A 19,669-nucleotide genomic window follows, 5' to 3' on the forward strand; every position below is an offset into this window, starting at 1 on the left:
CTTACGCTTCTTGGCCTACAGTTTCGTCTTCAATGCCTAGTTCTTGTTTAATCCAGTCATAACCTTCCGCTTCAAGGCGCTGTGCAAGCTCCGCGCCGCCGGATTTCACTACGCGTCCCTGCATCATAACGTGAACGACATCAGGCGTGATGTAGTTCAGGAGGCGCTGGTAGTGAGTGATCATTAAGCAGCCGAAGTTTTCGCTGCGCATTTTGTTGATTCCTTTAGAAACGACTTTAAGCGCATCGATATCAAGACCTGAATCGATCTCGTCAAGAATGGCGATTTTCGGCTCGATCATCATAAGCTGAAGGATTTCGTTGCGTTTTTTCTCCCCGCCTGAGAAACCTTCGTTCAGGTAACGCTGCGCCATTTCAGGGTCCATTTCAAGGAACTCCATGTTTTCGTCCATTTTGCGGATGAATTTCATAAGAGAAATTTCATCGCCTTCTTCACGGCGTGCGTTAATCGCAGAGCGAAGGAAATCGGCATTTGTCACACCGCTGATTTCGCTTGGGTACTGCATCGCCAGGAAAAGACCCGCCTGAGCGCGCTCGTCCACTTCCATTTCCAGTACATCCTTGCCGTCAAGCGTGATGCTGCCTTTTGTAACTTCGTATTTCGGGTGTCCCATAATCGCTGCTGAAAGCGTGGATTTACCGGTACCGTTCGGCCCCATGACAGCGTGGAATTCGCCGCCTTTTATTTCAAGGTTTACACCTTTTAAGATCTCTTTTCCTTCGATTTCAACGTGAAGATCCTTGATCGTTAATGTTGAAGCAGCCATATCTATACCTCCAAAATATATAATCATTATTCTCAATTTATTCTCATTCTAATTTTATAACAAATGAAAAGTAAATACAACTTTTTATATTACCCGGAACATTCCTAAAGTTTATCAAAGATCAAGGCGTAATTAAAGCTGTTTGAAACAGAAAAAGGGCGGAAATCCACCCTTTTTTACTGACCGATTTTCTCATTAAGCTGCGCTGCGAGGAACTTGCTTTTTTGATATTCAAGCTCCCTCTGCCGTTCGACTTCCATCCTTTTTGAAAGACGCCGTCCGTATTCCTCGTAGCCGATGCCGTGTGACTTCTGCATCGCTTTTTCCATTTCAGGCGTATAGTCAAGGTCCAGTCTCTCGTGGCTGGTGCAGATAATGAATCAATCCCTTCATATATTTGTTTCTATTGTAACAATGATCCCCTGCTCCGGCCAAAGAGAGTGTGCCCCTGAATCCTTTCGAATGTGCCGGAAACCGGCGCTCACTTTATCTGAAAAACGGTATTCACACGATTGCTCATTCTAATGCGTCGTATGTCCGAATTCCTGAATGCACTGCTGCACGAGGGTCACTCCCTGACTGAGAGCCGCGCCGCCCCCGAATGCCGCCGCGACGCTGATGACCTCAAGGATGTTTTCTTCTGTGGCCCCTTGGTCAAGGGAGCCCTTCGTATGATAAATCATGCAAAATTCATCTTGAGCGCTGATGCTGATACCCAGAGCGATTAATTGTTTCTCTTTTTCAGTTAATGAATCCGCTGAGAAACACTGTTCAGTAAATTCATTAAACTTCCGCCCCATCATCGGCATTTTTTGTTCAAATATGCCTAAACCTTCTTTGTATTGTTTTAACGCGTCATGCACGCTTTTGCCGTTATCCTGGTATTGAGCCACTGCCATTCCCTCCAATAAGTTAACCTTCCCTTTTATTATGGACAGTTCTCCGATTAATACCCGAAAAAAACCCCGGATGATTCATCCGGGGTTTTTGCTTTATTCAGATACGGGAAGCACGGCTCCGTCGTATTTTTTCTCAATAAAGTCTTTGATTTTCTTAGAGTGAAGCACTTCCATAAGCGCTTTGATTTTCTCTGATTTTTCGTCACCTTTGCGTACGGCGATGATGTTTGCGTACGGGTTGTTTTTCGTTGATTCCACTTGAATCGCATCTTTTAACGGATTCAGTTTGTTTTGAATCGCATAGTTGACGTTAATGAAGACTGCATCGCCTTCTTCTTCATTATATGCTTTCGCCGTTAATTCAGGGGCGATTTTTTTGAATGTCAGGTTTTTCGGGTTTTTCGTAATGTTTTTCGTAGTGGCTTCAATCGTTTTTACCTTCGGATCAAGTGTGATCAGTCCGGCTTTTTCAAGCATCGCCAGCATACGGCCTTGTTCAGCGACATTGTTAGTCATGATGATGGTCGCGCCTTTAGGCAGGTCTTTCAGTGATTTGTATTTTTTCGTGTAAATTCCGAATGGCTCAAGGTGAACGGCTCCGGCATTCACGAGTTTGTAATCTTTATTTTCTTTCATTTCCTGTTCAAGGTAAGGAACGTGCTGGAAGTAGTTCGCATCCACTTCATTATCAGCTAACGCTTTGTTGTACATTTTGTAATCGTTCAGCACTTTTACTTTTAATGTGTAGCCTTTTTCCTTCAAGAGCGGTTCCGCTTCTTTTAAGATTTCAGCATGCGGTGTTTTTGTCGCGGCGACGACGATTTCCTTTTTATTTGAGCCGTTTGATCCGCAGGCGGCCAAAACTCCCGCGAACACAAGCAGCAGCGCACTTAATACAATCTTTTTCAATGTAAATCCTCCCTTATCTTTTGTCTATTATATTTGTAATCACATCACCGATAATCTGAATGATAAAGACGATGATGAGTATAAATACTGTCGCTACAAACGTTACATCCGTATTATTGGACTGGTAGCCTTCTACATATGCAAGGTTTCCGAGTCCGCCTGAACCGATGGCGCCGGCAATGGCGGTAGATCCGATCAGGGCGATGGCTGTAACGGTGATGCCTGAAATTAAAGCAGGCATTGATTCAGGAATCAGCACTTTGAAGATAATCGTCGATGTCTTTGCTCCCATTGATCTGGCAGCTTCGATGACTCCTTTATCGACTTCCCGGAGCGCAATTTCCGCAAGACGGGCGTAAAACGGCGCGGAGCCGATAATCAGCGCCGGCAATGCGGCGTTCGGTCCTAAAATCGATCCGACCAAAATCTTAGTGAAGCCGAGAAGCAGAATAATTAAAATAAGAAACGGAATAGACCTGAAAATATTAACGACCGCCGCAATCACGGTGTTAATGATTTTATTTTCCCATAAGCTTCCCTTGCCCGTTAAAAAGAGCAGAAGACCGAGAATCGCTCCAATGACAAATGAAAAAACTAATGCGATGACCGTCATATAAAGGGTCTCGTATGTGGCCGTCCACAGCTCGGTTATATCAACGTTCGGGAACCATTTTTCAAACATTTGTGATCACCTCTGCTTCTACCTGTTTGTCTTTGATGAACCGGATCACGTTTTCTACTTCTTTTTCCTGACCGTCAATATGAATGAATAAAGAACCGTAGGCTCCGTCCTTCGTCTGTGAAATTTTCCCCTGCAGAATATTGACGTCCACATCAAAGTTTCGGATCATTTCCGTAATGAGTGGCTGCTCGGCGGCCTGCCCGACAAATGAAAGCTGAATCGTTTTTCCTGTAGCTGTTTCCTGCAGAAAATGCTGGATGGTTTCTTTCGTCTCCTCCGGTTCTGTCACCTGCTGAACGAAACGCTTGGTCATCGGTTCGCGCGGGTTTCTGAAAACTTGGAGTACTTCGCCTTCTTCAACGACTTTCCCGTTTTCCATGACGGCGACTCTGTTGCAGATTTTTCGGATGACGTGCATTTCATGGGTAATGAGCACGATCGTCAGGCCGAGTCTGTCATTTATATCGGATAAAAGATCCAAAATTGAATCGGTCGTCTGCGGATCAAGCGCTGATGTCGCTTCATCGCACAGAAGGACTTTCGGATTATTGGCGAGCGCCCGGGCGATGCCGACACGCTGCTTTTGACCGCCGCTCAGCTGCGACGGATAAGATTTTTCTTTCCCCTCTAATCCGACCAGTTTAATCAATTCATCAGCGCGGCGGACCCGTTCGCTTTTTTTCACGCCGGCGATTTCCAGCGGGAACATAATGTTCTCCCGAACGGTGCGCGACCACAGAAGGTTAAAATGCTGGAAGATCATGCTGATTTCCTGGCGCGCTTTTCTCAGCCCGCGGCTGCTTACTTTATTTAATTCCGTCCCCGCGACTTCCACGGTTCCCGACGTCGGCTTTTCAAGGCCGTTCAGGAGACGGATTAAGGAACTTTTACCAGCTCCGCTATATCCTATAATTCCAAATATTTCGCCCTTTTTGATATCAAGAGTGACATCTTGGACAGCATTGACATCCCCATGCTTCGCTTTGTAAATTTTTGAAACATTTTGAAGATGGATCAAAGCAATCACCCGCCTTACACTATTCTAAGAAATCTTCCGGGTTTCTCCGCAAAAGAAAAGCCTTTCTGCAAAAATGAGCAGAAAGGCTTATTGAAAAAGGCCTTTCTCTCATCTTTCAAAGCAGACCGCTTCGAGTGAATTGGCACCATTTCAACATTGTTGATGGTTGCCGGGCTTCATAGGGCACTTCCCTCCACCTCTCTTGATAAGAGAAAACATATCGTATTTTCGTCCGGAAATTCTTACTGTAGAATAGCACGGCGAATGATAAAAAGTCAATAAAATAAATATTGGAAGCTATTGTCACATAGTAGATTGGCAGTTACGGCCGTTTACTGATCGCCTGAAAAAATCCGTTTGTCAGCCAGAGGATGGCCTCCAGCTTCAGCAGAGCTCTGAATGATCCTTTCACTTTGAGTTTTCCGCTTTGGATAAGCTTTTGCAAAGAGACATCACCATGCAGGAGATGGATGATTTCCGTCTGGTTTCCGTAAAAGGTCAAATTAGATTTTTCCTTTGAAACCGACGTTTTTCTCATTTCTCCCTGTCCGTTAATTGAGACCGTTAAGGCTTCTGTTTCTCCTTGGAATGTAATCAGCAGCGTTGAGGCGTTTAATAGCGGTTTCAAAAACAGATGCTGTCCGTCATTCTCTGAAACTTCTATTTTCTCCACTCGTATAACCTCCCGTTTTAATGGCCATACATACACTTTCTCTTTTTAACGGACAGAACCCTTTATAAACCGCACGACATTTTCCTGTAAATATTGTCACATCGGGAACGTTTGCGATGTTTTTTGTTTAATCAGCTCATATAAATAGGAAACGGAGCGGAAGGCGTATCCTTTCTCAACAAGCTCTCCGCCTTTAAACAGCAAAAAGCACGGAACGCTTTCAATCTGATAGGCTTTGGCGAATGCGGGGGAATAATTCACGTTGTTTTTATAGAAGGCGGCGCCGGGCAGCATTTCTTCGACGACAGTAAGCATTTTGGACGCCAGCTGGCATGTGCCGCAAAACGGGGTGTACAAATACAGGAGATAAACGTCATCCTGAATCGATTCGAGTTCATTTTCTTGGAGTTCTTTCATGATTACCACCTCAGGTCGTTCTTTTTCAAAAATACAGTGTCAGCATCAAAGCCGGCTCTGATCAGCACAGATGCGAGATGATGGCCCGGGCACGACTCGACTTGCCTGTATGTTCTGTCTATATAAATATGGCGCGCTTCGGGAAGCTCCCGTTTCAGCTGTTTTCTTAATTTTTCTCCGGAGTCATCTGCGTCCGTTAAAATATAGACGTCTCTGTCAAACAGGCGGTCCGCCAAATCTTCCAGTTCGGTTTGGCCGATCGTCCCGTTTGTACAGATGATTTCCGCGGGTTCGATGAGCACTTCCCTGACTTTGATTTTATCAGATTTTCCTTCTACGATAATGACCTTTTCATCTCCGTTGTACATAAGCGCGTCACCTGCCGATTGTTTTAGCGTCAGATTGAAAAAGAAGGCAGTGAAATTCACCGCCAACTGTTAACACCAGCCATTCTCATAATCGCAATCGACATATTTCGGATCGCTGCCGTTTATGACATCGGCTGTTTTATAAAATTTTTGATTTTCAAATGAAAAGCCCTGTTTGAGCTCGTACTGGTCCATGCCTGTCATCTCGCCGATGGCTTCATTTTCATGAAATAAGGAAAACCGGCCGTTTTGAAAGCGGCCCGTAACGTTCTCCGTCACATCGACCTTTTGTTTATCAAAAGCCATTTTAGACACCTCCCGTTACAGATAGAATGTCCAAATGGCCCCTTTGCTATCCGATCAGTCTTCCTGTGTCATTTCGTCATATTGCTCGGAAGTCATGAGGTTTTCGATTTCTTCAGCATCAGCCGGTTCCACGACGATCATCCACGCTTTTTCATACGGAGACTCGTTTACGAATTCAGGACTGTCATCAAGGTCTTCGTTCACTTCCGTCACCGTTCCGTTAATCGGTGCGTACAGTTCGGAAACGGTTTTGACGGATTCCACGCTGCCGAATGGCTCGTCCGCTTTAATTTCGGCGCCGACTTCCGGAAGCTCGACAAAGACGATGTCGCCAAGTTCGGCTTGCGCGAAATGTGTAATCCCGATGCGGGCTTTTCCGTCCTCAACTTTGACCCATTCGTGCTCTTTGGAATAACGCATATCTTTCGGTGTGCTCATCTAAATCCCTCCATTTTTTTCTTATAATAAGAAGATACCATAATTCTTTGAACCTGGCATTACATCCAATATTTTTCGAATTGGTCTTCTTTAAAGCCGACAGTGACTTTTTCGCCGTCTGTCGTAATCGGGCGTTTCAGGAGCATACCGTCTGATGCCAGGAGTTCGAGCTGTTCATCCTCTGACATATGGTACAGTTTTTCCTTTAAGTTCAGCTCGCGGTATTTCATTCCGCTCGTGTTGAAAAACTTTTTGAGCTCAAGACCGCTCTTTTCATAGAGGTCTTTAATTTCTTCTTTCGACGGAGTTTCCTCCGCGATATGTATTTCGTTTATTTCCTTACCGCGGTCTTCCAGCCATTTTTTCGCATTACGGCACGTTCCGCATTTAGGGTACCAGTAAAAATTTAACGACATCTTCTTCACCCCTTGTAAATGATCGTCGTTATTTTAACACAATCACTTGTAAAAACCTATAACGTTGCTTCATGAAAAAGCGCCCCTGATGAAGGAGCGCTTTCAGCATGTGATCAGACCGTATATTTTTCTTCACGGAAGACGGCGGCTGCCGCTTCACGTTTTTTCTGAATGAGGTTTTTCGGCGTCAGGCGCGTCAGTTTGCGCAGCACGGAAAGCATCATCCGGAGGGAATCTCCTTCCTCCATGGCGATCAGTGATTCTTTGGCGTGCGCTTCAATGTTCTGAAGGGCTTCCTGGGCAAAGATTTCCGTATATAACAGCTTCTGCGCGGCTTTTTCGGCACCGTCTGCCGCAATTGCTTTTTCCGTTCTGAGGACGGCTGATTCCAAAGCGTACAGCGCGCTGACAATATCGGCAATGTTCACCATGATTTCCTGCTCGCCTTCGATCTCTTTGCCGTATTTCTGCGCCGCGAGACCCGCTGTCAAGAGGGCGATCTTTTTCGCCTGTCTGACAATGTATTTTTCCTGTTCAAGAGGTTCTGATCCCGGCTCTTCAGGCATCAGCATCATGAGTTCTTCTTGGAGCGCTTTTGCTTTTTCAAAGAGCGGCAGCTGACCTTTTACGGCTTTTTTCAGGAACGTGCTCGTTACGATCAGGCGGTTGATTTCATTTGTGCCTTCAAAAATTCTGTTGATTCTTGAGTCGCGATAAGCGCGCTCCACTTCATATTCCTGCATAAATCCGTAACCGCCGTGAATTTGAACGCCTTCGTCGGCAATATAATCAAGCGTTTCAGAACCGCACATTTTGTTGAGCGAGCATTCAATCGCGTACTCGGCGATTGACTTCGCGACTTCGCGTCCGTCTTTTTGCTCCTCTTCCGTCAGTCTGCTCATATTATCTTCGAATAAGCCCACTGTTCTGTATACAGAGCTCTCCATCGCGTAAAGCCGAGCTGACATCGTCGCAAGCTTTTCCTGAGTAAGCGTGAAGCTTGAGATCGGCGTTTTAAATTGCCGGCGCTGGTTTGCATAAGCGGCAGACAGCTCAATCACCCGTTTTGAAGCGCCGATTGTGCCGACGGCAAGCTTGTAGCGCCCGATATTCAGGATATTAAAAGCGATGACATGGCCTTTTCCGATTTCGCCGAGAAGGTTTTCTTTTGGGACTTCCGCCTGATCTAAAATCAGCGTTCTTGTCGATGAACCCTTAATCCCCATTTTTTTCTCTTCCGGTCCCGTTGACACGCCCGGATAGTTCTTTTCTACGATAAATGCAGAAAACTTATCTCCGTCCACTTTAGCGTAGACGACAAAGACATCTGCAAAGGCGGAGTTTGTAATCCATTGCTTTTCTCCGTTAAGAATATAGTGTGTGCCCGCTTCATTCAAAACAGCCGTGGTTTTCGCGCCGAGGGCATCTGAACCTGAACCGGGCTCAGTTAAGGCGTATGCCGCGATTCTTTGTCCTGAAGCCAAGTCCGGCAAATAGTTTTTTTTCTGTTCTTCCGTTCCGAAGAACACGATCGGCAATGAGCCGATCCCGACGTGAGCGCCGTAAGACAGCGAAAAGCTGCCGGCACGTGAAAACTTTTCCGTAATGAAGGCTGAACTGATTTTATCCAGACCGATTCCGCCGTACTCTTCAGGCACGTCTGCTCCGAGGAGGCCGAGATCTCCGGCTTTTTTCAGCAGTCTGACCGAATGCTCGAACTGATGGTTTTCAATTTCATCGATATAAGGAAGCACATCGTTTACGACATAGTCTTCTGTCGTTTTGCCGATCATTTTGTGTTCGTCTGTAAAGTCCTCCGGAGTGAATATTTGATCATATCCCGTCTCTTCAATCAGAAAGCTGCCGCCTTTTTTGACGTTGACCGTTTCCTGTTTCATGTTCGTTTCCCCCTTTTTTTAAATGAGTTCAAATACGCCGGCAGCTCCCATGCCGCCTCCGATGCACATCGTCACCACGCCGAATTGCTCGTTTCTCCGTTTCATTTCATGAATGAGTGACAGGGTCAGCTTCGTTCCCGTGCATCCGAGCGGATGTCCGAGCGCGATGGCGCCTCCGTTGACGTTCACCTTTTCTTCATCTATCCCAAGCGATCTGATGACTTGAATGGCCTGTGAAGCAAAGGCCTCATTCAATTCAAAAAGCCCGATATCCTGTAATTCGAGTCCGGCAAGCTTGAGCGCCCGCGGGATGGCTTCAATCGGACCGATCCCCATTACCTCAGGCGGAACGCCGCCTACGGCAAAGGAACGGAATTTGACAAGCGGCGCCAATCCGAGCGACGAAGCTTTTTCGCGATCCATCAGCATGACAGCCGCCGCGCCGTCACTTGTTTGTGAAGAGTTCCCGGCCGTCACGGTTCCCGTTTTAGAAAAAGCCGGACGGAGCTTCGCCAAGACGTCAGCCGATGTGCCGGGACGAACGCCTTCATCTTGAGAAAAGGTAAATTGTTTTTTCCGCGGCTTATGGTCATCACCGACTTCTGTCAGCGATACTTCAACCGGCACGATTTCGTCATTGAATTTCCCTTCTTTAAGGGCTTTTGCGGCATTCTGATGGCTGCGGACGGCAAATGCATCCTGGTCTTCTCTGGATACGCCGTACGTTTCGGCTACCTGCTCCGCTGTGTGCCCCATGCTCATGTAATACTCAGGCGCATGCTCCGCCAAAGCGATATTCGGGCGGGTCACATGCCCCATCATCGGAACTTGCGACATGGATTCCGCACCGCCCGCAATGACGGTGTCACCCGCGCCGATCATGATTTTTTCAGCACCGTAAGCGATGGATTGGAGCCCGGAAGAGCAGTAGCGGTTCACCGTAATGGCCGGCACCGTATGAGGAAGCCCCGCCAGCGCACCGATATTCCGCGCCATATTTAATCCTTGTTCGGCTTCAGGTGTTGCACATCCGATAATTAAGTCATCGATATTTCCTTCATATCCGCCTGCCCGTTTCAGCGTTTCTTTTACACAAAGCGCGCCTAAATCATCAGGACGAACGGCTGCAAGCGATCCTTTTTTCGCTTTACCGACCGGAGTTCTCGCACCGGCCACAATGACTGCTTCTCTCATAAACACCCTCCTAGTTCCGTAAAGGTTTGCCTTTGACGAGCATATGCTGCATTCTCGCTTGAGATTTCGCCTCGCCAGCGAGGCTTAAAAAGGCTTCTCTTTCAATCTCGAGTAAATATTCTTCTGAAACCTCCGTGCCGAACGGGACTCTTCCGCCGGCAATGACATGGGCCAGCTTCTTCGCAATCTTCATATCGTGATCGGATAAATAACCCGACCGTCTCATTTGGTCTGCTCCGAGCAGTAATGCCGCACATCCGGTTTCTCCGGTGACTTTCACTTTTTTGCGGGCAGGCGGGCGGTATCCGCTGTCATATAAGGAAGCAGCCAGCTGTTTCGCATCGTGCAGCAGGTGATCCTGATTCATGCTGATACGGTCTGCCGCGGACAAAATCTTCATATCACGGGCTTCGTGTCCCGAACCGGACACTTTGGCAAGCGCGATTGTTTCGAAGGTTTTAATCGCCGCGTCCATCAGTTCACTTCCGCCGTCCAAATAATTCATGTACAGCTCTTTGTTTCCTCCGCCGCCCGGAATAAGGCCGACGCCGGTTTCAACAAGACCCATATACGATTCGCTCGCCGCCTGAACGCGTGCCGCCGGGAGACAGACTTCCGTGCCGCCGCCGAGTGTCATCCCGAATGGCGCCGCGACAACGGGTTTAGCGCTGTATTTGATGTTCAGCATCGTCTGCTGAAAACGGCGGATGACAAAATCGACTTCCATGAAGTTATCATCCTGAGCTTCCATCAAAATCATCGCAAGGTTTGCCCCCGCGCAGAAATGTCTGCCTTGGTTACCGATGACAAGACCTTTATAATTCCGCTCCGTTTCCTCAAGCGCATTGTCAATCATCTGAATAATGTCTAAGCCGATCGCGTTGCTTTTCGTATGAAATTCCAGCAGCGCGACATCATCGCCGAGATCAATCAGACTTGCACCGCTGTTTTTAGTGATAACGCCTTTTGTTTCTTTTAACGTCTGCAGGCTGATCCGTTTCGGATTTTCTTTCACAGCCCTGTATTGGCCGTCTGAATAATAAAATTGTGTTCCGTTTTCCTTCATATAAAATGTTTCATGACCCTGATCAAGCATTTCTTTCACCCAGCCGGGGAGTGCTGCGCCTTCTTCTTCGAGCCGCTCCGCTGATTTTCTGACACCAATGGCATCCCACATCTCAAACGGTCCGAGCTCCCATCCGAAGCCCCATTTCATGGCGTCGTCAATTGCTTTGATATCATCAGCGATCTCACCTAAAAGCCGGGCTGAGTATAAAAGTGTTTGCGATGTGATATTCCAAAGCAGGCGTCCGGCGCGGTCATCAGAGTATATAAGCGCTTTCATTTTGCCTTTGGCACCCTTTGCCTGTTTGGCGGCTTCTAACGCAGGTGTCTTCATTTTCGAGCGCTCACCGTATGTCATGGTCAGCGGATCGAGTTCATATATTGTTTTACCTTCTTTTTTGTAAAAACCTTGGCTTGATTTGCTGCCCAGCCAATTGTTTTTCAGCATGTCATTCATAAATTCAGGAAGCTTAAACATGTCTTTTTCAGCGCCGTCGGCTTTATCATATACGTTTTTTGCCACATGAGCGAAAGTATCAAGCCCCACAACGTCAAGGGTTCTGAAGGTCGCGCTTTTCGGTCTGCCGATCAAAGGTCCGGTCACCGTGTCCACCTCGCCGATGCGGCAGCCGGAAGAAAGCATTTCTCTTACCGTGACCAGCAGGCCGTACGTACCGATGCGGTTGGCGATAAAGTTTGGCGTGTCTTTTGCGATGACGACCCCTTTCCCAAGCGTGTTTTCTGCAAATGAAGTCATAAACTCCAGCACGTCAGGATCTGTTTCCTGAATCGGAATGATTTCCAGAAGCTTCAAGTAGCGGGCCGGATTAAAGAAATGGGTTCCTAAGAAATGAGCCTTAAAATCGGCAGATCGGCCTTCCGCCATTTTTGTGACGGAGATACCGGACGTATTGCTCGACACGATGCTTCCCGGTTTCCGGTATTCATCAACGAGTGAGAAAATCTGTTTTTTTACGTCAAGATTTTCGACGACGACTTCAATAATCCAATCAGCATCCTTCAATTGAGCTGCGTCATCCTCCAAATTCCCCGCCGTTATATAGTCGAGATTGGCAGCCGAAGTCAGCGGCGCCGGTTTTTGCTTCAGCAGCTTTTGCATGGCCGATCGGCTCAGTCTGCTGCGGACATCCGGGCTTTCTAATGTCAGCCCTTTTTTCATCTCATCCTTTGTCAGCTCGTTTGGCACAATATCAAGCAGCAGGACGGGAATTCCGATGTTAGCCAAGTGCGCGGCAATTCCGGACCCCATGACGCCTGATCCGAGAACGGCTGCTTTCTTTATAAACTTGTGCATGAGTCATCCCCCTTGAACTTTGAATGAATAGTCATTCATTTTTTCGGCAAAAAAAATGAAACCCTTTTCTTCTTTCATCTTAAAAGATTTTCAGGATGACTTCAATAGCAAATATGGAATTTTTTTAAATTTTTCTGCTTCCGCATGTTCCATGGCGCGGGCGGGAAACTTAAACCCGGAGGTGAAGGGAATGGTGCGAGGGAGAAAAGATCCGTCTTCTGCCGCAGTGAGCGCGGCCAGCATGAAAGGAAATGCGGGACCGAAACAAAAATACGGCGGCGGCAAACGGACGAGCCAAAATCAGCAATATAAAAAAGACAACATGGAATAACATGCTGCGGCTGCTTTTTGGAGCAGCCGTTATTTTTTGAAGATCCCTTTCAGCACAAATGCCGCATTTGCCGGGCGCTCGGCAATTCTTCTCATCAGGTACCCGTACCAATCGGTTCCGTACGGGACATACACCCTCATCCTGTATCCTTCTTCGGCAAGCTCCTTCTGGCGCTCCGTTCTGATGCCGTACAGCATTTGGAATTCAAACTGCTCCCGGGGAATCTGATGTTCGCTGATGAGTGTTTTCGTATAAGAAATGATGTCATCATCATGTGTCGCCACCGCCGTTTCATGGCCGCTCAAAAGCTGCAGCTTAATCAGCTGCTGAAAATGAAGATCGGTTGCTTTTTTATCAGGGAATGCAACGGCCGCCGATTCTTTATAAGCGCCTTTTACAAGCCTTAGCCTCGGCTTGTATGGCATCAGACCGCTGATGTCTTCAGCTGCGCGGTACAAATAAGCCTGAATGACGGTGCCGAGCATCGGGAAATCCGGCTTGCACCGCTTATACAGCTCAAGTGTACGGCCGCATCTTGAATAGTCCTCCATATCAATCGTTACAGGCACGCAGCGTTCTTTTGCCTCCGTCAATATGTCTCTGACATGCTGTTCCGCGAGCTTCTCGGAAATATCCAGACCGATGGATGTTAATTTCAGCGACAGCTCACAATCCAGTTGATTCTCGGCAATCGCCCTGATTGCTTTTTTACATTCTTCCGCCGTCCTTCTCGCATCCTTCTCTGACCCCGCATATTCACCTAGATAATCAATCGAAGCCGACAGCCCTTTTTGGTTCAGCCGCTTTACCGTTTTCACAGCTTCCGTGAGTGTTTCCCCTGCAACGAACCTTCCCGCGCCGAAGCGGATTCCGTAAGCCTGGGCGAATTTTGTAAGCATTTTATTTTTCGACAAAAATAAACATATGCTCCGCAGCAAAGATGAACTCCCTCCTTTTCTTTTATTCGTGTATGAATTTCCGATCGCAGAGAAAGCTAAAAAGAACAGAATTGAAGGAGGCGTTTATATGAACAACCAAGAGCAGAACGGAAACTTGCCGCCTGCCGTCATCTCAACGAAAGACCATTTGTATCTTGAGGACATGCTGAACTGGAATCTGCTTGCCATGAAAAAAGCGCATTTTATGGCGGAACACTGCCAGAATCAGACGTTAAAACAAGAGCTTGATCAAATCGGCCGGATGCATCAGAAGCATTATCAGCACATATTGGGCCGCTTGAACCCCGATCAAGGCGGGCAGACAACAACAAGCTATATGCAATAGGAGGACAATACATGGAACAGCAAAATCAAAAAATCACGAATCCGCAGACGCCCGTGCCCAATACGGCGCAAATGAATGACAGAGACTTGGTGAATGAGCTGCTGACGACGGAAAAATACATCACGGCTTCATATTGCACAGCCCTGCACGAGTTCAGCCACGAGTCTCTTTATCAAGATATTCAGGCGATTTTCGATGAGTCACAAAAAGCGCAAAGAAGATTATACGATGTGATGTTTCAAAATGGCTGGTATTCCATTGAAGCAGCCGATACCCAAAAGCTTCAGCAATCGTATCAGAAGTTCCAGCAGACTATTCAGCAGCAGTCTCCCTACCAGCAGTAAAACGAAGAAGGATTTGATGTTTTCGACAAGCATCAATCCTTTTTTTATTTTTGCACAAAAAGATTGACTTGTCATTAATCCTTATTTATATTTAACTAATGTTAATTATTTTCTCAAGGAACAAGATGAGGAGGAGTTATGAAAAACGCGGATCAATATGTGTCTGACATCCAGAAATCTCTTCAGACGCTGCTGCAAAACATACAGCCTGAAATGGTGGAAAGCATGGCAAAACACGAGGTGACGCCTGCCCAATTATTTGTTTTAGCCAGCCTGAAAAAACACGGGAGCTGCAAAGTTTCCGAAATTGCAGAACGCATGGAGGTAAAGCCGAGCGCAGTGACGCTGATGGCCGACCGCCTCGAACAAAAAGGACTTATCGTCCGCAAACATAACCAGCAGGACAGACGCGTCATCGACATCAGCCTCACCAAAAAAGGCGAAACAAAATTCGAAGATGTTGTGGAAGGACGGAAAGCGATACTGGCGCGAAACCTATCCGTTCTGACTGACGATGAACTGATTCAGTCCGTGAACATCATCCGCAAAGTAGCGGAAGCCGCCGAGAAATACGCGGCTGAGCAAAAAGAAAACGAATAGAAAAGAGGAGCTGCCGAAACATGAGCATTGAAAAGAAAGATCCAAAACGCACATTATTAATAACCGGCTTAATCATCGCCATGTTTTTCTCAGCCCTTGACGGCACCATCGTAGGAACGGCGATTCCTAAAATCGTGGGTGACCTCGGGGGATTAAGCATGATGACGTGGCTGACCACGGCATATCTTTTAACTTCGACGACGATCGTTCCGATTGCGGGGAAACTTGCAGATTTATTGGGGCGCCGCGTCGTCTATGTATCAGGTTTATTGATTTTTATGGGAGCTTCCGCACTGTGCGGAATGGCCAGCAACATGACGGAACTGATTATTTTCCGCGGACTTCAGGGAATCGGCGGCGGTGTCATGATGCCGATGGCTATGATCGTCATCGGGGATTTGTTCACAGGGAAACAGCGTGCCAAGTTCCAAGGGCTTTTCGGGGCAATTTACGGGCTTGCTTCCGTGATCGGCCCGCAAATCGGAGGATGGATTGTTGACTCATTAAATTGGAAATGGGTTTTCTATATCAACCTGCCTGTCGGAATTTTAGCCGTGATCTTTATCGCAAGAGGACTTCAAGGCAGAAAACAGACCGGGCCGATTAACTTTGACATCGCCGGCATTTTCACAATGATCGTCGGAATCGTCAGCCTCCTCCTCGCGCTCAGCTTCGGAGGAAAGGATTACGCATGGGGCTCTTGGCAGATTCTCGGTCTCTTTGCGCTTGCACTTGCCGGGATTGTCGGATTCATTTTCGCTGAAATCAAAGCAAAAGAACCGATTCTGCCGATGTACCTGTTTAAAAACAGAACGTTTACCGTACTGAATCTGATCGGCTTTTTCATGAGTATCGGCATGTTCGGCGCCGTTACGTTCGTTCCTTTCTTTATGCAGGGAATTATCGGAGTCAGCGCCACCGCGTCCGGCACGATTATGACGCCGATGATGGTATCTATGATTATCACAAGTATTATCGGAGGCCAGCTGGTTTATAAGATCGGTATTAAACCGCAAATCATGATCGGCATGCTGATCATGGCCGTCGGCTTCTTCTTATTAACGACCTTGCAGCTGGATACAAGCAAGCTCGCGGCTACATGCTATATGGCCGTGATCGGTCTGGGAATGGGGCTCGTCATGCCGCTTCTCACGCTCGCTCTGCAAGAAACGTTTTCAAAAGAAGAGCTGGGTGTTGTGACCTCTTCAAGCCAATTTTTCCGGATGATCGGGGGAACGTTCGGCATTACGGTGCTCGGCGCTGTCATGAATGCCAGATCAGGAAGCCTTTTAACCGACAGACTGGTGCCTTACTTAGACTCACTCCCGAAACAGGCAAGTGCCTTTGCCGCCCAGTTTAAAGGTATGATTGACAAGAATCCTGAAGGGCTGCTTCAATCCTTGTTCAGCCAGGAATCGATTAAGCAGATTCCGGCCGCATTTTCTTCCCATATCGTGCCGGTTTTGAAAACGTCACTGATGGATTCGCTTCACAGCGTGTTTTTCACAGGCCTGGCCTTTATCGCTGCCGGATTGATCCTCACACTGTTTGTTAAATCAATTAAACTGACTAACAAAAAAACAGGCAAACAAGAAGAAAAGGCGAAAGCCGTTTAACAAAGAAAAATCCCGCGGATGCCGCGGGATTTTTTTATATCATCTGGGAATGACCAGTCTTCCGCCTCATTGGAAATGGGGGGTAAAAATTCAAAAAATAGTGATGGAATCCTTTAATAAACCTTAAACATTTCATAGTTATCTTTATAGTACGACATAATAAAGTCACGAAAATTTCTTACCGAAGAAGATAACAGCTTATGTCTCATCCAAGATAAGCCGACTGGATATGAAGCAGAGTGATCAGTCACTTTTATAAAATTCAGCCCCAATGTTCTGCAAACTGAAATAGGAAGCAACGCAACACCTTGATCCAGCTTTATAATCTCGACCAGTAAATGAGAATCTGCCTCAAACGCAATATTTGGGGTGAAACCGGCTTTCTCACAAAGCGAGGCTGTAAAACCGCTATACTCTTCATTATTAGCAAGGGTAATAAATGGTTCATCGGCGACAAGGCGTAAAGAAATTTCTGTTTTACCCGTAAATCGGTGGTTTGAGGGCAAAGCCAGAACAATATCTTCATTTACCAGCACCCAACTCTCTATCTCTTCATCTTGAATCGGATGACCTGTTATTCCTAAATCAATGTCCCCTTTTTTTAAACTTGTTATGATCTCGCTTTTAACTCCGATTGCTTGGAGAATTTTTGATTGAGGGGAGCGGTTGATATATTCACTCATCAGTCCTGCAAGGAATCTTGGATTGGAAATAGATATTCTGATGGTGTCAGAAATTTGATGTTCCTCCAATTGAATTTCCGTTTGTGCATTTTCAATCTCAGTAAAAATCCTGTTTACATGTTTTAAAAGAATTTTCCCTGCTGAACTCAGCTTAATATTTCTGCCTTTTCTCTCAAACAAGGTTGTTCCCAGTTCATTCTCAAGTCTTTTTATAGTGAGACTTAAAGAAGGCTGGGCAATCTTTAATTGTTCTGCCGCTTTAGAAATATGTTCAGTATAGGCAACTGTCTGAAAGTATTTTAGCTGCAGCAATTCCATCTGTCTGCACCCCCTCATTTATTTCAATAAATATATATATATATACCTTATTATGTATTGGATTAAATGTAAATGCGAATGTAAGATAATAGCATAGTTAAATTGAAAAAACATAAAAAAGAAAAAGAAAGGGGTCTCATACTATGAAAATTGATGTGAATAACATTGTTAAAAATTTAAACACACCTTTAACATCACCTGCTTACCCCGTGCCAACCTATAAATTTGTTAACCGGGAATATCTTAATATTATTTACCGAACGGATGAAAAAGCTTTACGTGCGGCAGTGCCAGAACCTCTTGAAATTACTGAACCTTTAGTGAAATTCGAAGTGATGTGGATGCCCGATGTTTCCGGACTTGGCGCCTATACAGAGGCAGGACAAGTCATCCCTGTCAGCTTTAATGGTGAAGAAGGAGATTATGTACATTCTATGTATGTTGACAATTTCCCGGCTATTGCAAGCGGACGGGAACTTACTGCATATCCAAAGAAATTGGGTGCCCCTAAGCTGTATATAGACTCTGATACTCTTGTTGGCACATTGGATTATGGCAGTCTTCGTGTGGCAACTGCGACTATGGGATATAAACATTTCGAAATGGACAAGGAAAAAGCGAAAAGAGAAATTTGCCGACCTAATTTTATGGTTAAGATTGCTACTGATTACAATGGTGATTTAAGGGTTTGTGATTTGGTGCGAACGCAAATAACGAATATAGAAGTTAAAGGTGCCTGGGCTGGACCGGCGCGGCTTCAATTATTTGAACATGCTCTGGCACCTCTTGCAGATTTGCCTGTATTAGAAGTCGTTTCAGCATCTCATATCCTTACAGATTTAACCTTAAATGCAGCACAGCCGGTTTATAACTACTTAGAGGAAAAATAAGGAGCGTTTACAATGAGAATTGCAGTTTTAGGAGCAGGTTCTTTAGGAACCATAGTTGGAGCATATCTGTCTGCTGGCGGAATGGATGTCGAATTGATTGATTCGTACAAAGAACATGTAGATACTCTAAATCAAATAGGTGCTAAAGTAGTTGGTACAACGGAATTTCAAGCAAAGGTGAAAACCATTACCCCTGAAAACAAGTCAGGCAAGTATGATTTAATATTACTTCTGACGAAACAATTATATAATGACTCCATTCTTAAAGAGTTGCTGCCTTTTTTAAAGGATGACAGTGTAGTATGTTCCTTGCAAAACGGTATACCTGAACAGAAAGTTGCTTCGATCGTTGGTGATGAACGTGTTATTGCAGGTTCTGTTGAATTTGGTGCTACGTTTATTGAGCCGGGCGTATCCAGACTTACAACTGAGTATACTCAATTTAAAGAGTACGCTTTTCAAATTGGAGAATTACATGGTGAAACAACAGAAAGAATCCAGCGTATTAAATCGGTTTTAGACCTTATCGGCGGAACACATATTTCCGATAATTTAGTTGGAACGAAGTGGTCAAAATTACTTATCAATAATGCATTCAGTGGTTTATCAGCAGCATTAAACGGAGAATACGGAGACATTCTTGACCATGAAATCGGCATTGTTAGTGCAGTCCATATCGCAGATGAGACGATTAAGGTTGGACACGCCAATGGTGTCAAATTTGCGAAAATGGGCGGCCTTGATTTAGAATCTTTGGAATTAAGAAGTGAAAATGATATTCCTGAACGTATCCAAACATTTAGGTCAGCCATGGAACCATCCAGGCTGCTAAGAGCAAGTATGCTTCAGGATCTTGAGAAAAAACGCAAAACTGAAATTGATTATATTAATGGAGTTATTCCCAAAATGGCAGAAGGTACTGGAATTCCAACACCTTTTCATGATTTGGTTGAAGCACAAGTCAAATGTGCCGAAGAATCTCAAACAGTGCCCAATTTTGATACAAATATAAAAGCATTTGAAGAGTTATTACGTATCCGAAAGGAAATGTGATATATAGGAAAGAGAGAAAGGGATTGCTGCGGCGGTCCTTTTTTCTTGGTTCAGCAAGCGGAAGACATATACGTTAACAAACGGGTGCGTTAGTTATACTAAAGTTCTTCGCTATGAATTGAATGGCGCCTTTATTGATTCATTTTCAGCAAAAAAAGCTTCCGG

24 protein-coding genes and 1 riboswitch are annotated in these 19,669 nt (G+C 45.8%); of the genes, 7 read left to right on the plus strand and 17 right to left on the minus strand.

The features are described from left to right. Position 1: 1 nt before the first annotated feature. From sufC to JNUCC21_RS17210, 15 genes are all read right to left on the minus strand, one after another. Complete coding sequence (gene sufC / locus JNUCC21_RS17140; RefSeq protein WP_003151872.1) at positions 2 to 787, minus strand: Fe-S cluster assembly ATPase SufC; 786 nt, start codon at positions 785 to 787, stop codon at positions 2 to 4. 176 nt (positions 788 to 963) lie between these two features. After that, positions 964 to 1,116, minus strand: a complete 153-nt coding sequence (locus tag JNUCC21_RS17145; RefSeq protein ID WP_003151857.1) for a hypothetical protein — start codon at positions 1,114 to 1,116, stop codon at positions 964 to 966. 192 nt (positions 1,117 to 1,308) lie between these two features. Next, positions 1,309 to 1,686, minus strand: a complete 378-nt coding sequence (locus JNUCC21_RS17150) for a carboxymuconolactone decarboxylase family protein (RefSeq protein WP_369878835.1) — start codon at positions 1,684 to 1,686, stop codon at positions 1,309 to 1,311. A 93-nt stretch (positions 1,687 to 1,779) separates the two neighbouring features. Continuing rightward, complete coding sequence (gene metQ, locus JNUCC21_RS17155; protein ID WP_012118382.1) at positions 1,780 to 2,595, minus strand: methionine ABC transporter substrate-binding lipoprotein MetQ; 816 nt, start codon at positions 2,593 to 2,595, stop codon at positions 1,780 to 1,782. A 13-nt stretch (positions 2,596 to 2,608) separates the two neighbouring features. Then, positions 2,609 to 3,277, minus strand: a complete 669-nt coding sequence (locus JNUCC21_RS17160) for a methionine ABC transporter permease (RefSeq protein ID WP_012118383.1) — start codon at positions 3,275 to 3,277, stop codon at positions 2,609 to 2,611. Continuing rightward, complete coding sequence (gene metN / locus JNUCC21_RS17165) at positions 3,270 to 4,295, minus strand: methionine ABC transporter ATP-binding protein MetN (protein ID WP_003151850.1); 1,026 nt, start codon at positions 4,293 to 4,295, stop codon at positions 3,270 to 3,272. Before metN ends, JNUCC21_RS17160 begins: the two co-directional genes overlap by 8 nt. Positions 4,296 to 4,400: 105 nt before the next feature. After that, positions 4,401 to 4,507: riboswitch (SAM riboswitch) on the minus strand. Positions 4,508 to 4,617: 110 nt separating this feature from the next. Continuing rightward, entirely contained in the window at positions 4,618 to 4,968 is a 351-nt protein-coding gene (locus tag JNUCC21_RS17170; RefSeq protein ID WP_007410085.1) for an SCP2 sterol-binding domain-containing protein, read from the minus strand. 96 nt (positions 4,969 to 5,064) lie between these two features. Then, positions 5,065 to 5,385, minus strand: a complete 321-nt coding sequence (locus JNUCC21_RS17175) for a thioredoxin family protein (RefSeq protein ID WP_003151847.1) — start codon at positions 5,383 to 5,385, stop codon at positions 5,065 to 5,067. Positions 5,386 to 5,387: 2 nt separating this feature from the next. Continuing rightward, on the minus strand, positions 5,388 to 5,753 hold the full coding sequence (locus JNUCC21_RS17180; RefSeq protein ID WP_032869737.1) for a toprim domain-containing protein: 366 nt from the start codon (positions 5,751 to 5,753) through the stop codon (positions 5,388 to 5,390). A gap of 69 nt (positions 5,754 to 5,822) precedes the next feature. Next, positions 5,823 to 6,059 (minus strand): YusG family protein, encoded by a 237-nt coding sequence (locus JNUCC21_RS17185; RefSeq protein ID WP_003151845.1) that lies wholly within the window; start codon positions 6,057 to 6,059, stop codon positions 5,823 to 5,825. A gap of 54 nt (positions 6,060 to 6,113) precedes the next feature. Continuing rightward, the gene (gene gcvH / locus JNUCC21_RS17190) at positions 6,114 to 6,497 is read right to left on the minus strand and encodes a glycine cleavage system protein GcvH (RefSeq protein ID WP_003151844.1); all 384 of its coding nucleotides are present in this window, start codon (positions 6,495 to 6,497) and stop codon (positions 6,114 to 6,116) included. Between the two features lie 59 nt (positions 6,498 to 6,556). Next, positions 6,557 to 6,913, minus strand: coding sequence for an arsenate reductase family protein (locus JNUCC21_RS17195; protein WP_003151843.1), 357 nt, complete (start codon positions 6,911 to 6,913; stop codon positions 6,557 to 6,559). A 113-nt stretch (positions 6,914 to 7,026) separates the two neighbouring features. Continuing rightward, a complete protein-coding gene (locus JNUCC21_RS17200; RefSeq protein ID WP_021494004.1) occupies positions 7,027 to 8,811 on the minus strand; it encodes an acyl-CoA dehydrogenase family protein in 1,785 nt (594 codons plus the stop codon). Between the two features lie 18 nt (positions 8,812 to 8,829). After that, positions 8,830 to 10,005 carry an acetyl-CoA C-acetyltransferase gene (locus tag JNUCC21_RS17205; RefSeq protein WP_003151841.1) on the minus strand — a complete coding sequence of 392 codons (1,176 nt, stop codon included), beginning with the start codon at positions 10,003 to 10,005 and terminating at the stop codon, positions 8,830 to 8,832. A 10-nt stretch (positions 10,006 to 10,015) separates the two neighbouring features. Beyond that, a complete protein-coding gene (locus JNUCC21_RS17210) occupies positions 10,016 to 12,385 on the minus strand; it encodes a 3-hydroxyacyl-CoA dehydrogenase NAD-binding domain-containing protein (RefSeq protein ID WP_369878357.1) in 2,370 nt (789 codons plus the stop codon). 190 nt (positions 12,386 to 12,575) lie between these two features. On the opposite strand from JNUCC21_RS17210, the gene JNUCC21_RS17215 reads away from it, so the two are divergent. Further along, the gene (locus JNUCC21_RS17215; protein ID WP_003151836.1) at positions 12,576 to 12,716 is read left to right on the plus strand and encodes a YuzL family protein; all 141 of its coding nucleotides are present in this window, start codon (positions 12,576 to 12,578) and stop codon (positions 12,714 to 12,716) included. Positions 12,717 to 12,745: 29 nt separating this feature from the next. Here the strand turns inward: JNUCC21_RS17215 and JNUCC21_RS17220 are convergent, their stop codons facing one another. Continuing rightward, positions 12,746 to 13,654 carry a proline dehydrogenase family protein gene (locus tag JNUCC21_RS17220; protein WP_080130059.1) on the minus strand — a complete coding sequence of 303 codons (909 nt, stop codon included), beginning with the start codon at positions 13,652 to 13,654 and terminating at the stop codon, positions 12,746 to 12,748. 88 nt (positions 13,655 to 13,742) lie between these two features. Here JNUCC21_RS17220 and JNUCC21_RS17225 point away from each other — a divergent pair, with 88 nt between their 5' ends. The 4 genes from JNUCC21_RS17225 to JNUCC21_RS17240 all read left to right on the plus strand — a co-directional run bounded on the left by JNUCC21_RS17225 (position 13,743) and on the right by JNUCC21_RS17240 (position 16,560). After that, positions 13,743 to 14,000 (plus strand): hypothetical protein, encoded by a 258-nt coding sequence (locus JNUCC21_RS17225; protein ID WP_150941397.1) that lies wholly within the window; start codon positions 13,743 to 13,745, stop codon positions 13,998 to 14,000. An 11-nt stretch (positions 14,001 to 14,011) separates the two neighbouring features. Further along, positions 14,012 to 14,344: a spore coat protein gene (locus JNUCC21_RS17230; RefSeq protein ID WP_007613617.1), complete on the plus strand. Its 333-nt coding sequence runs from the start codon at positions 14,012 to 14,014 to the stop codon at positions 14,342 to 14,344. Between the two features lie 138 nt (positions 14,345 to 14,482). Further along, the gene (locus JNUCC21_RS17235) at positions 14,483 to 14,944 is read left to right on the plus strand and encodes a MarR family winged helix-turn-helix transcriptional regulator (RefSeq protein ID WP_015418172.1); all 462 of its coding nucleotides are present in this window, start codon (positions 14,483 to 14,485) and stop codon (positions 14,942 to 14,944) included. 20 nt (positions 14,945 to 14,964) lie between these two features. Then, entirely contained in the window at positions 14,965 to 16,560 is a 1,596-nt protein-coding gene (locus JNUCC21_RS17240) for an MDR family MFS transporter (RefSeq protein WP_007410079.1), read from the plus strand. Between the two features lie 113 nt (positions 16,561 to 16,673). Here JNUCC21_RS17240 and JNUCC21_RS17245 read toward each other — a convergent pair whose 3' ends face one another. Continuing rightward, positions 16,674 to 17,561: a LysR family transcriptional regulator gene (locus JNUCC21_RS17245; RefSeq protein WP_031378373.1), complete on the minus strand. Its 888-nt coding sequence runs from the start codon at positions 17,559 to 17,561 to the stop codon at positions 16,674 to 16,676. Between the two features lie 143 nt (positions 17,562 to 17,704). Here JNUCC21_RS17245 and JNUCC21_RS17250 point away from each other — a divergent pair, with 143 nt between their 5' ends. After that, positions 17,705 to 18,451 (plus strand): acetoacetate decarboxylase, encoded by a 747-nt coding sequence (locus JNUCC21_RS17250; protein WP_150941401.1) that lies wholly within the window; start codon positions 17,705 to 17,707, stop codon positions 18,449 to 18,451. Between the two features lie 12 nt (positions 18,452 to 18,463). Then, positions 18,464 to 19,504, plus strand: a complete 1,041-nt coding sequence (locus JNUCC21_RS17255; protein ID WP_150941402.1) for a ketopantoate reductase family protein — start codon at positions 18,464 to 18,466, stop codon at positions 19,502 to 19,504. Positions 19,505 to 19,669: the final 165 nt, after the last annotated feature.

Origin of the sequence: Bacillus sp. JNUCC-21 (genome assembly GCF_041222765.1) — a bacterium.
GTDB lineage: Bacteria > Bacillota > Bacilli > Bacillales > Bacillaceae > Bacillus > Bacillus velezensis.

Coding starts and splice junctions, on each gene's coding strand:
- JNUCC21_RS17235 (WP_015418172.1), top strand. CDS start 14,483: ATGAAAAACGCGGATCAATATGTGTCTGACATCCAGAAATCTCTTCAG.
- JNUCC21_RS17185 (WP_003151845.1), bottom strand. CDS start 6,059: ATGGCTTTTGATAAACAAAAGGTCGATGTGACGGAGAACGTTACGGGC.
- JNUCC21_RS17215 (WP_003151836.1), top strand. CDS start 12,576: ATGGTGCGAGGGAGAAAAGATCCGTCTTCTGCCGCAGTGAGCGCGGCC.
- JNUCC21_RS17245 (WP_031378373.1), bottom strand. CDS start 17,561: ATGGAATTGCTGCAGCTAAAATACTTTCAGACAGTTGCCTATACTGAA.
- JNUCC21_RS17200 (WP_021494004.1), bottom strand. CDS start 8,811: ATGAAACAGGAAACGGTCAACGTCAAAAAAGGCGGCAGCTTTCTGATT.
- JNUCC21_RS17255 (WP_150941402.1), top strand. CDS start 18,464: ATGAGAATTGCAGTTTTAGGAGCAGGTTCTTTAGGAACCATAGTTGGA.
- JNUCC21_RS17150 (WP_369878835.1), bottom strand. CDS start 1,686: ATGGCAGTGGCTCAATACCAGGATAACGGCAAAAGCGTGCATGACGCG.
- sufC (WP_003151872.1), bottom strand. CDS start 787: ATGGCTGCTTCAACATTAACGATCAAGGATCTTCACGTTGAAATCGAA.
- gcvH (WP_003151844.1), bottom strand. CDS start 6,497: ATGAGCACACCGAAAGATATGCGTTATTCCAAAGAGCACGAATGGGTC.
- JNUCC21_RS17195 (WP_003151843.1), bottom strand. CDS start 6,913: ATGTCGTTAAATTTTTACTGGTACCCTAAATGCGGAACGTGCCGTAAT.
- JNUCC21_RS17180 (WP_032869737.1), bottom strand. CDS start 5,753: ATGTACAACGGAGATGAAAAGGTCATTATCGTAGAAGGAAAATCTGAT.
- JNUCC21_RS17145 (WP_003151857.1), bottom strand. CDS start 1,116: ATGGAAAAAGCGATGCAGAAGTCACACGGCATCGGCTACGAGGAATAC.
- JNUCC21_RS17210 (WP_369878357.1), bottom strand. CDS start 12,385: ATGCACAAGTTTATAAAGAAAGCAGCCGTTCTCGGATCAGGCGTCATG.
- JNUCC21_RS17205 (WP_003151841.1), bottom strand. CDS start 10,005: ATGAGAGAAGCAGTCATTGTGGCCGGTGCGAGAACTCCGGTCGGTAAA.
- JNUCC21_RS17250 (WP_150941401.1), top strand. CDS start 17,705: ATGAAAATTGATGTGAATAACATTGTTAAAAATTTAAACACACCTTTA.
- JNUCC21_RS17230 (WP_007613617.1), top strand. CDS start 14,012: ATGGAACAGCAAAATCAAAAAATCACGAATCCGCAGACGCCCGTGCCC.
- JNUCC21_RS17225 (WP_150941397.1), top strand. CDS start 13,743: ATGAACAACCAAGAGCAGAACGGAAACTTGCCGCCTGCCGTCATCTCA.
- JNUCC21_RS17160 (WP_012118383.1), bottom strand. CDS start 3,277: ATGTTTGAAAAATGGTTCCCGAACGTTGATATAACCGAGCTGTGGACG.
- JNUCC21_RS17175 (WP_003151847.1), bottom strand. CDS start 5,385: ATGAAAGAACTCCAAGAAAATGAACTCGAATCGATTCAGGATGACGTT.
- JNUCC21_RS17240 (WP_007410079.1), top strand. CDS start 14,965: ATGAGCATTGAAAAGAAAGATCCAAAACGCACATTATTAATAACCGGC.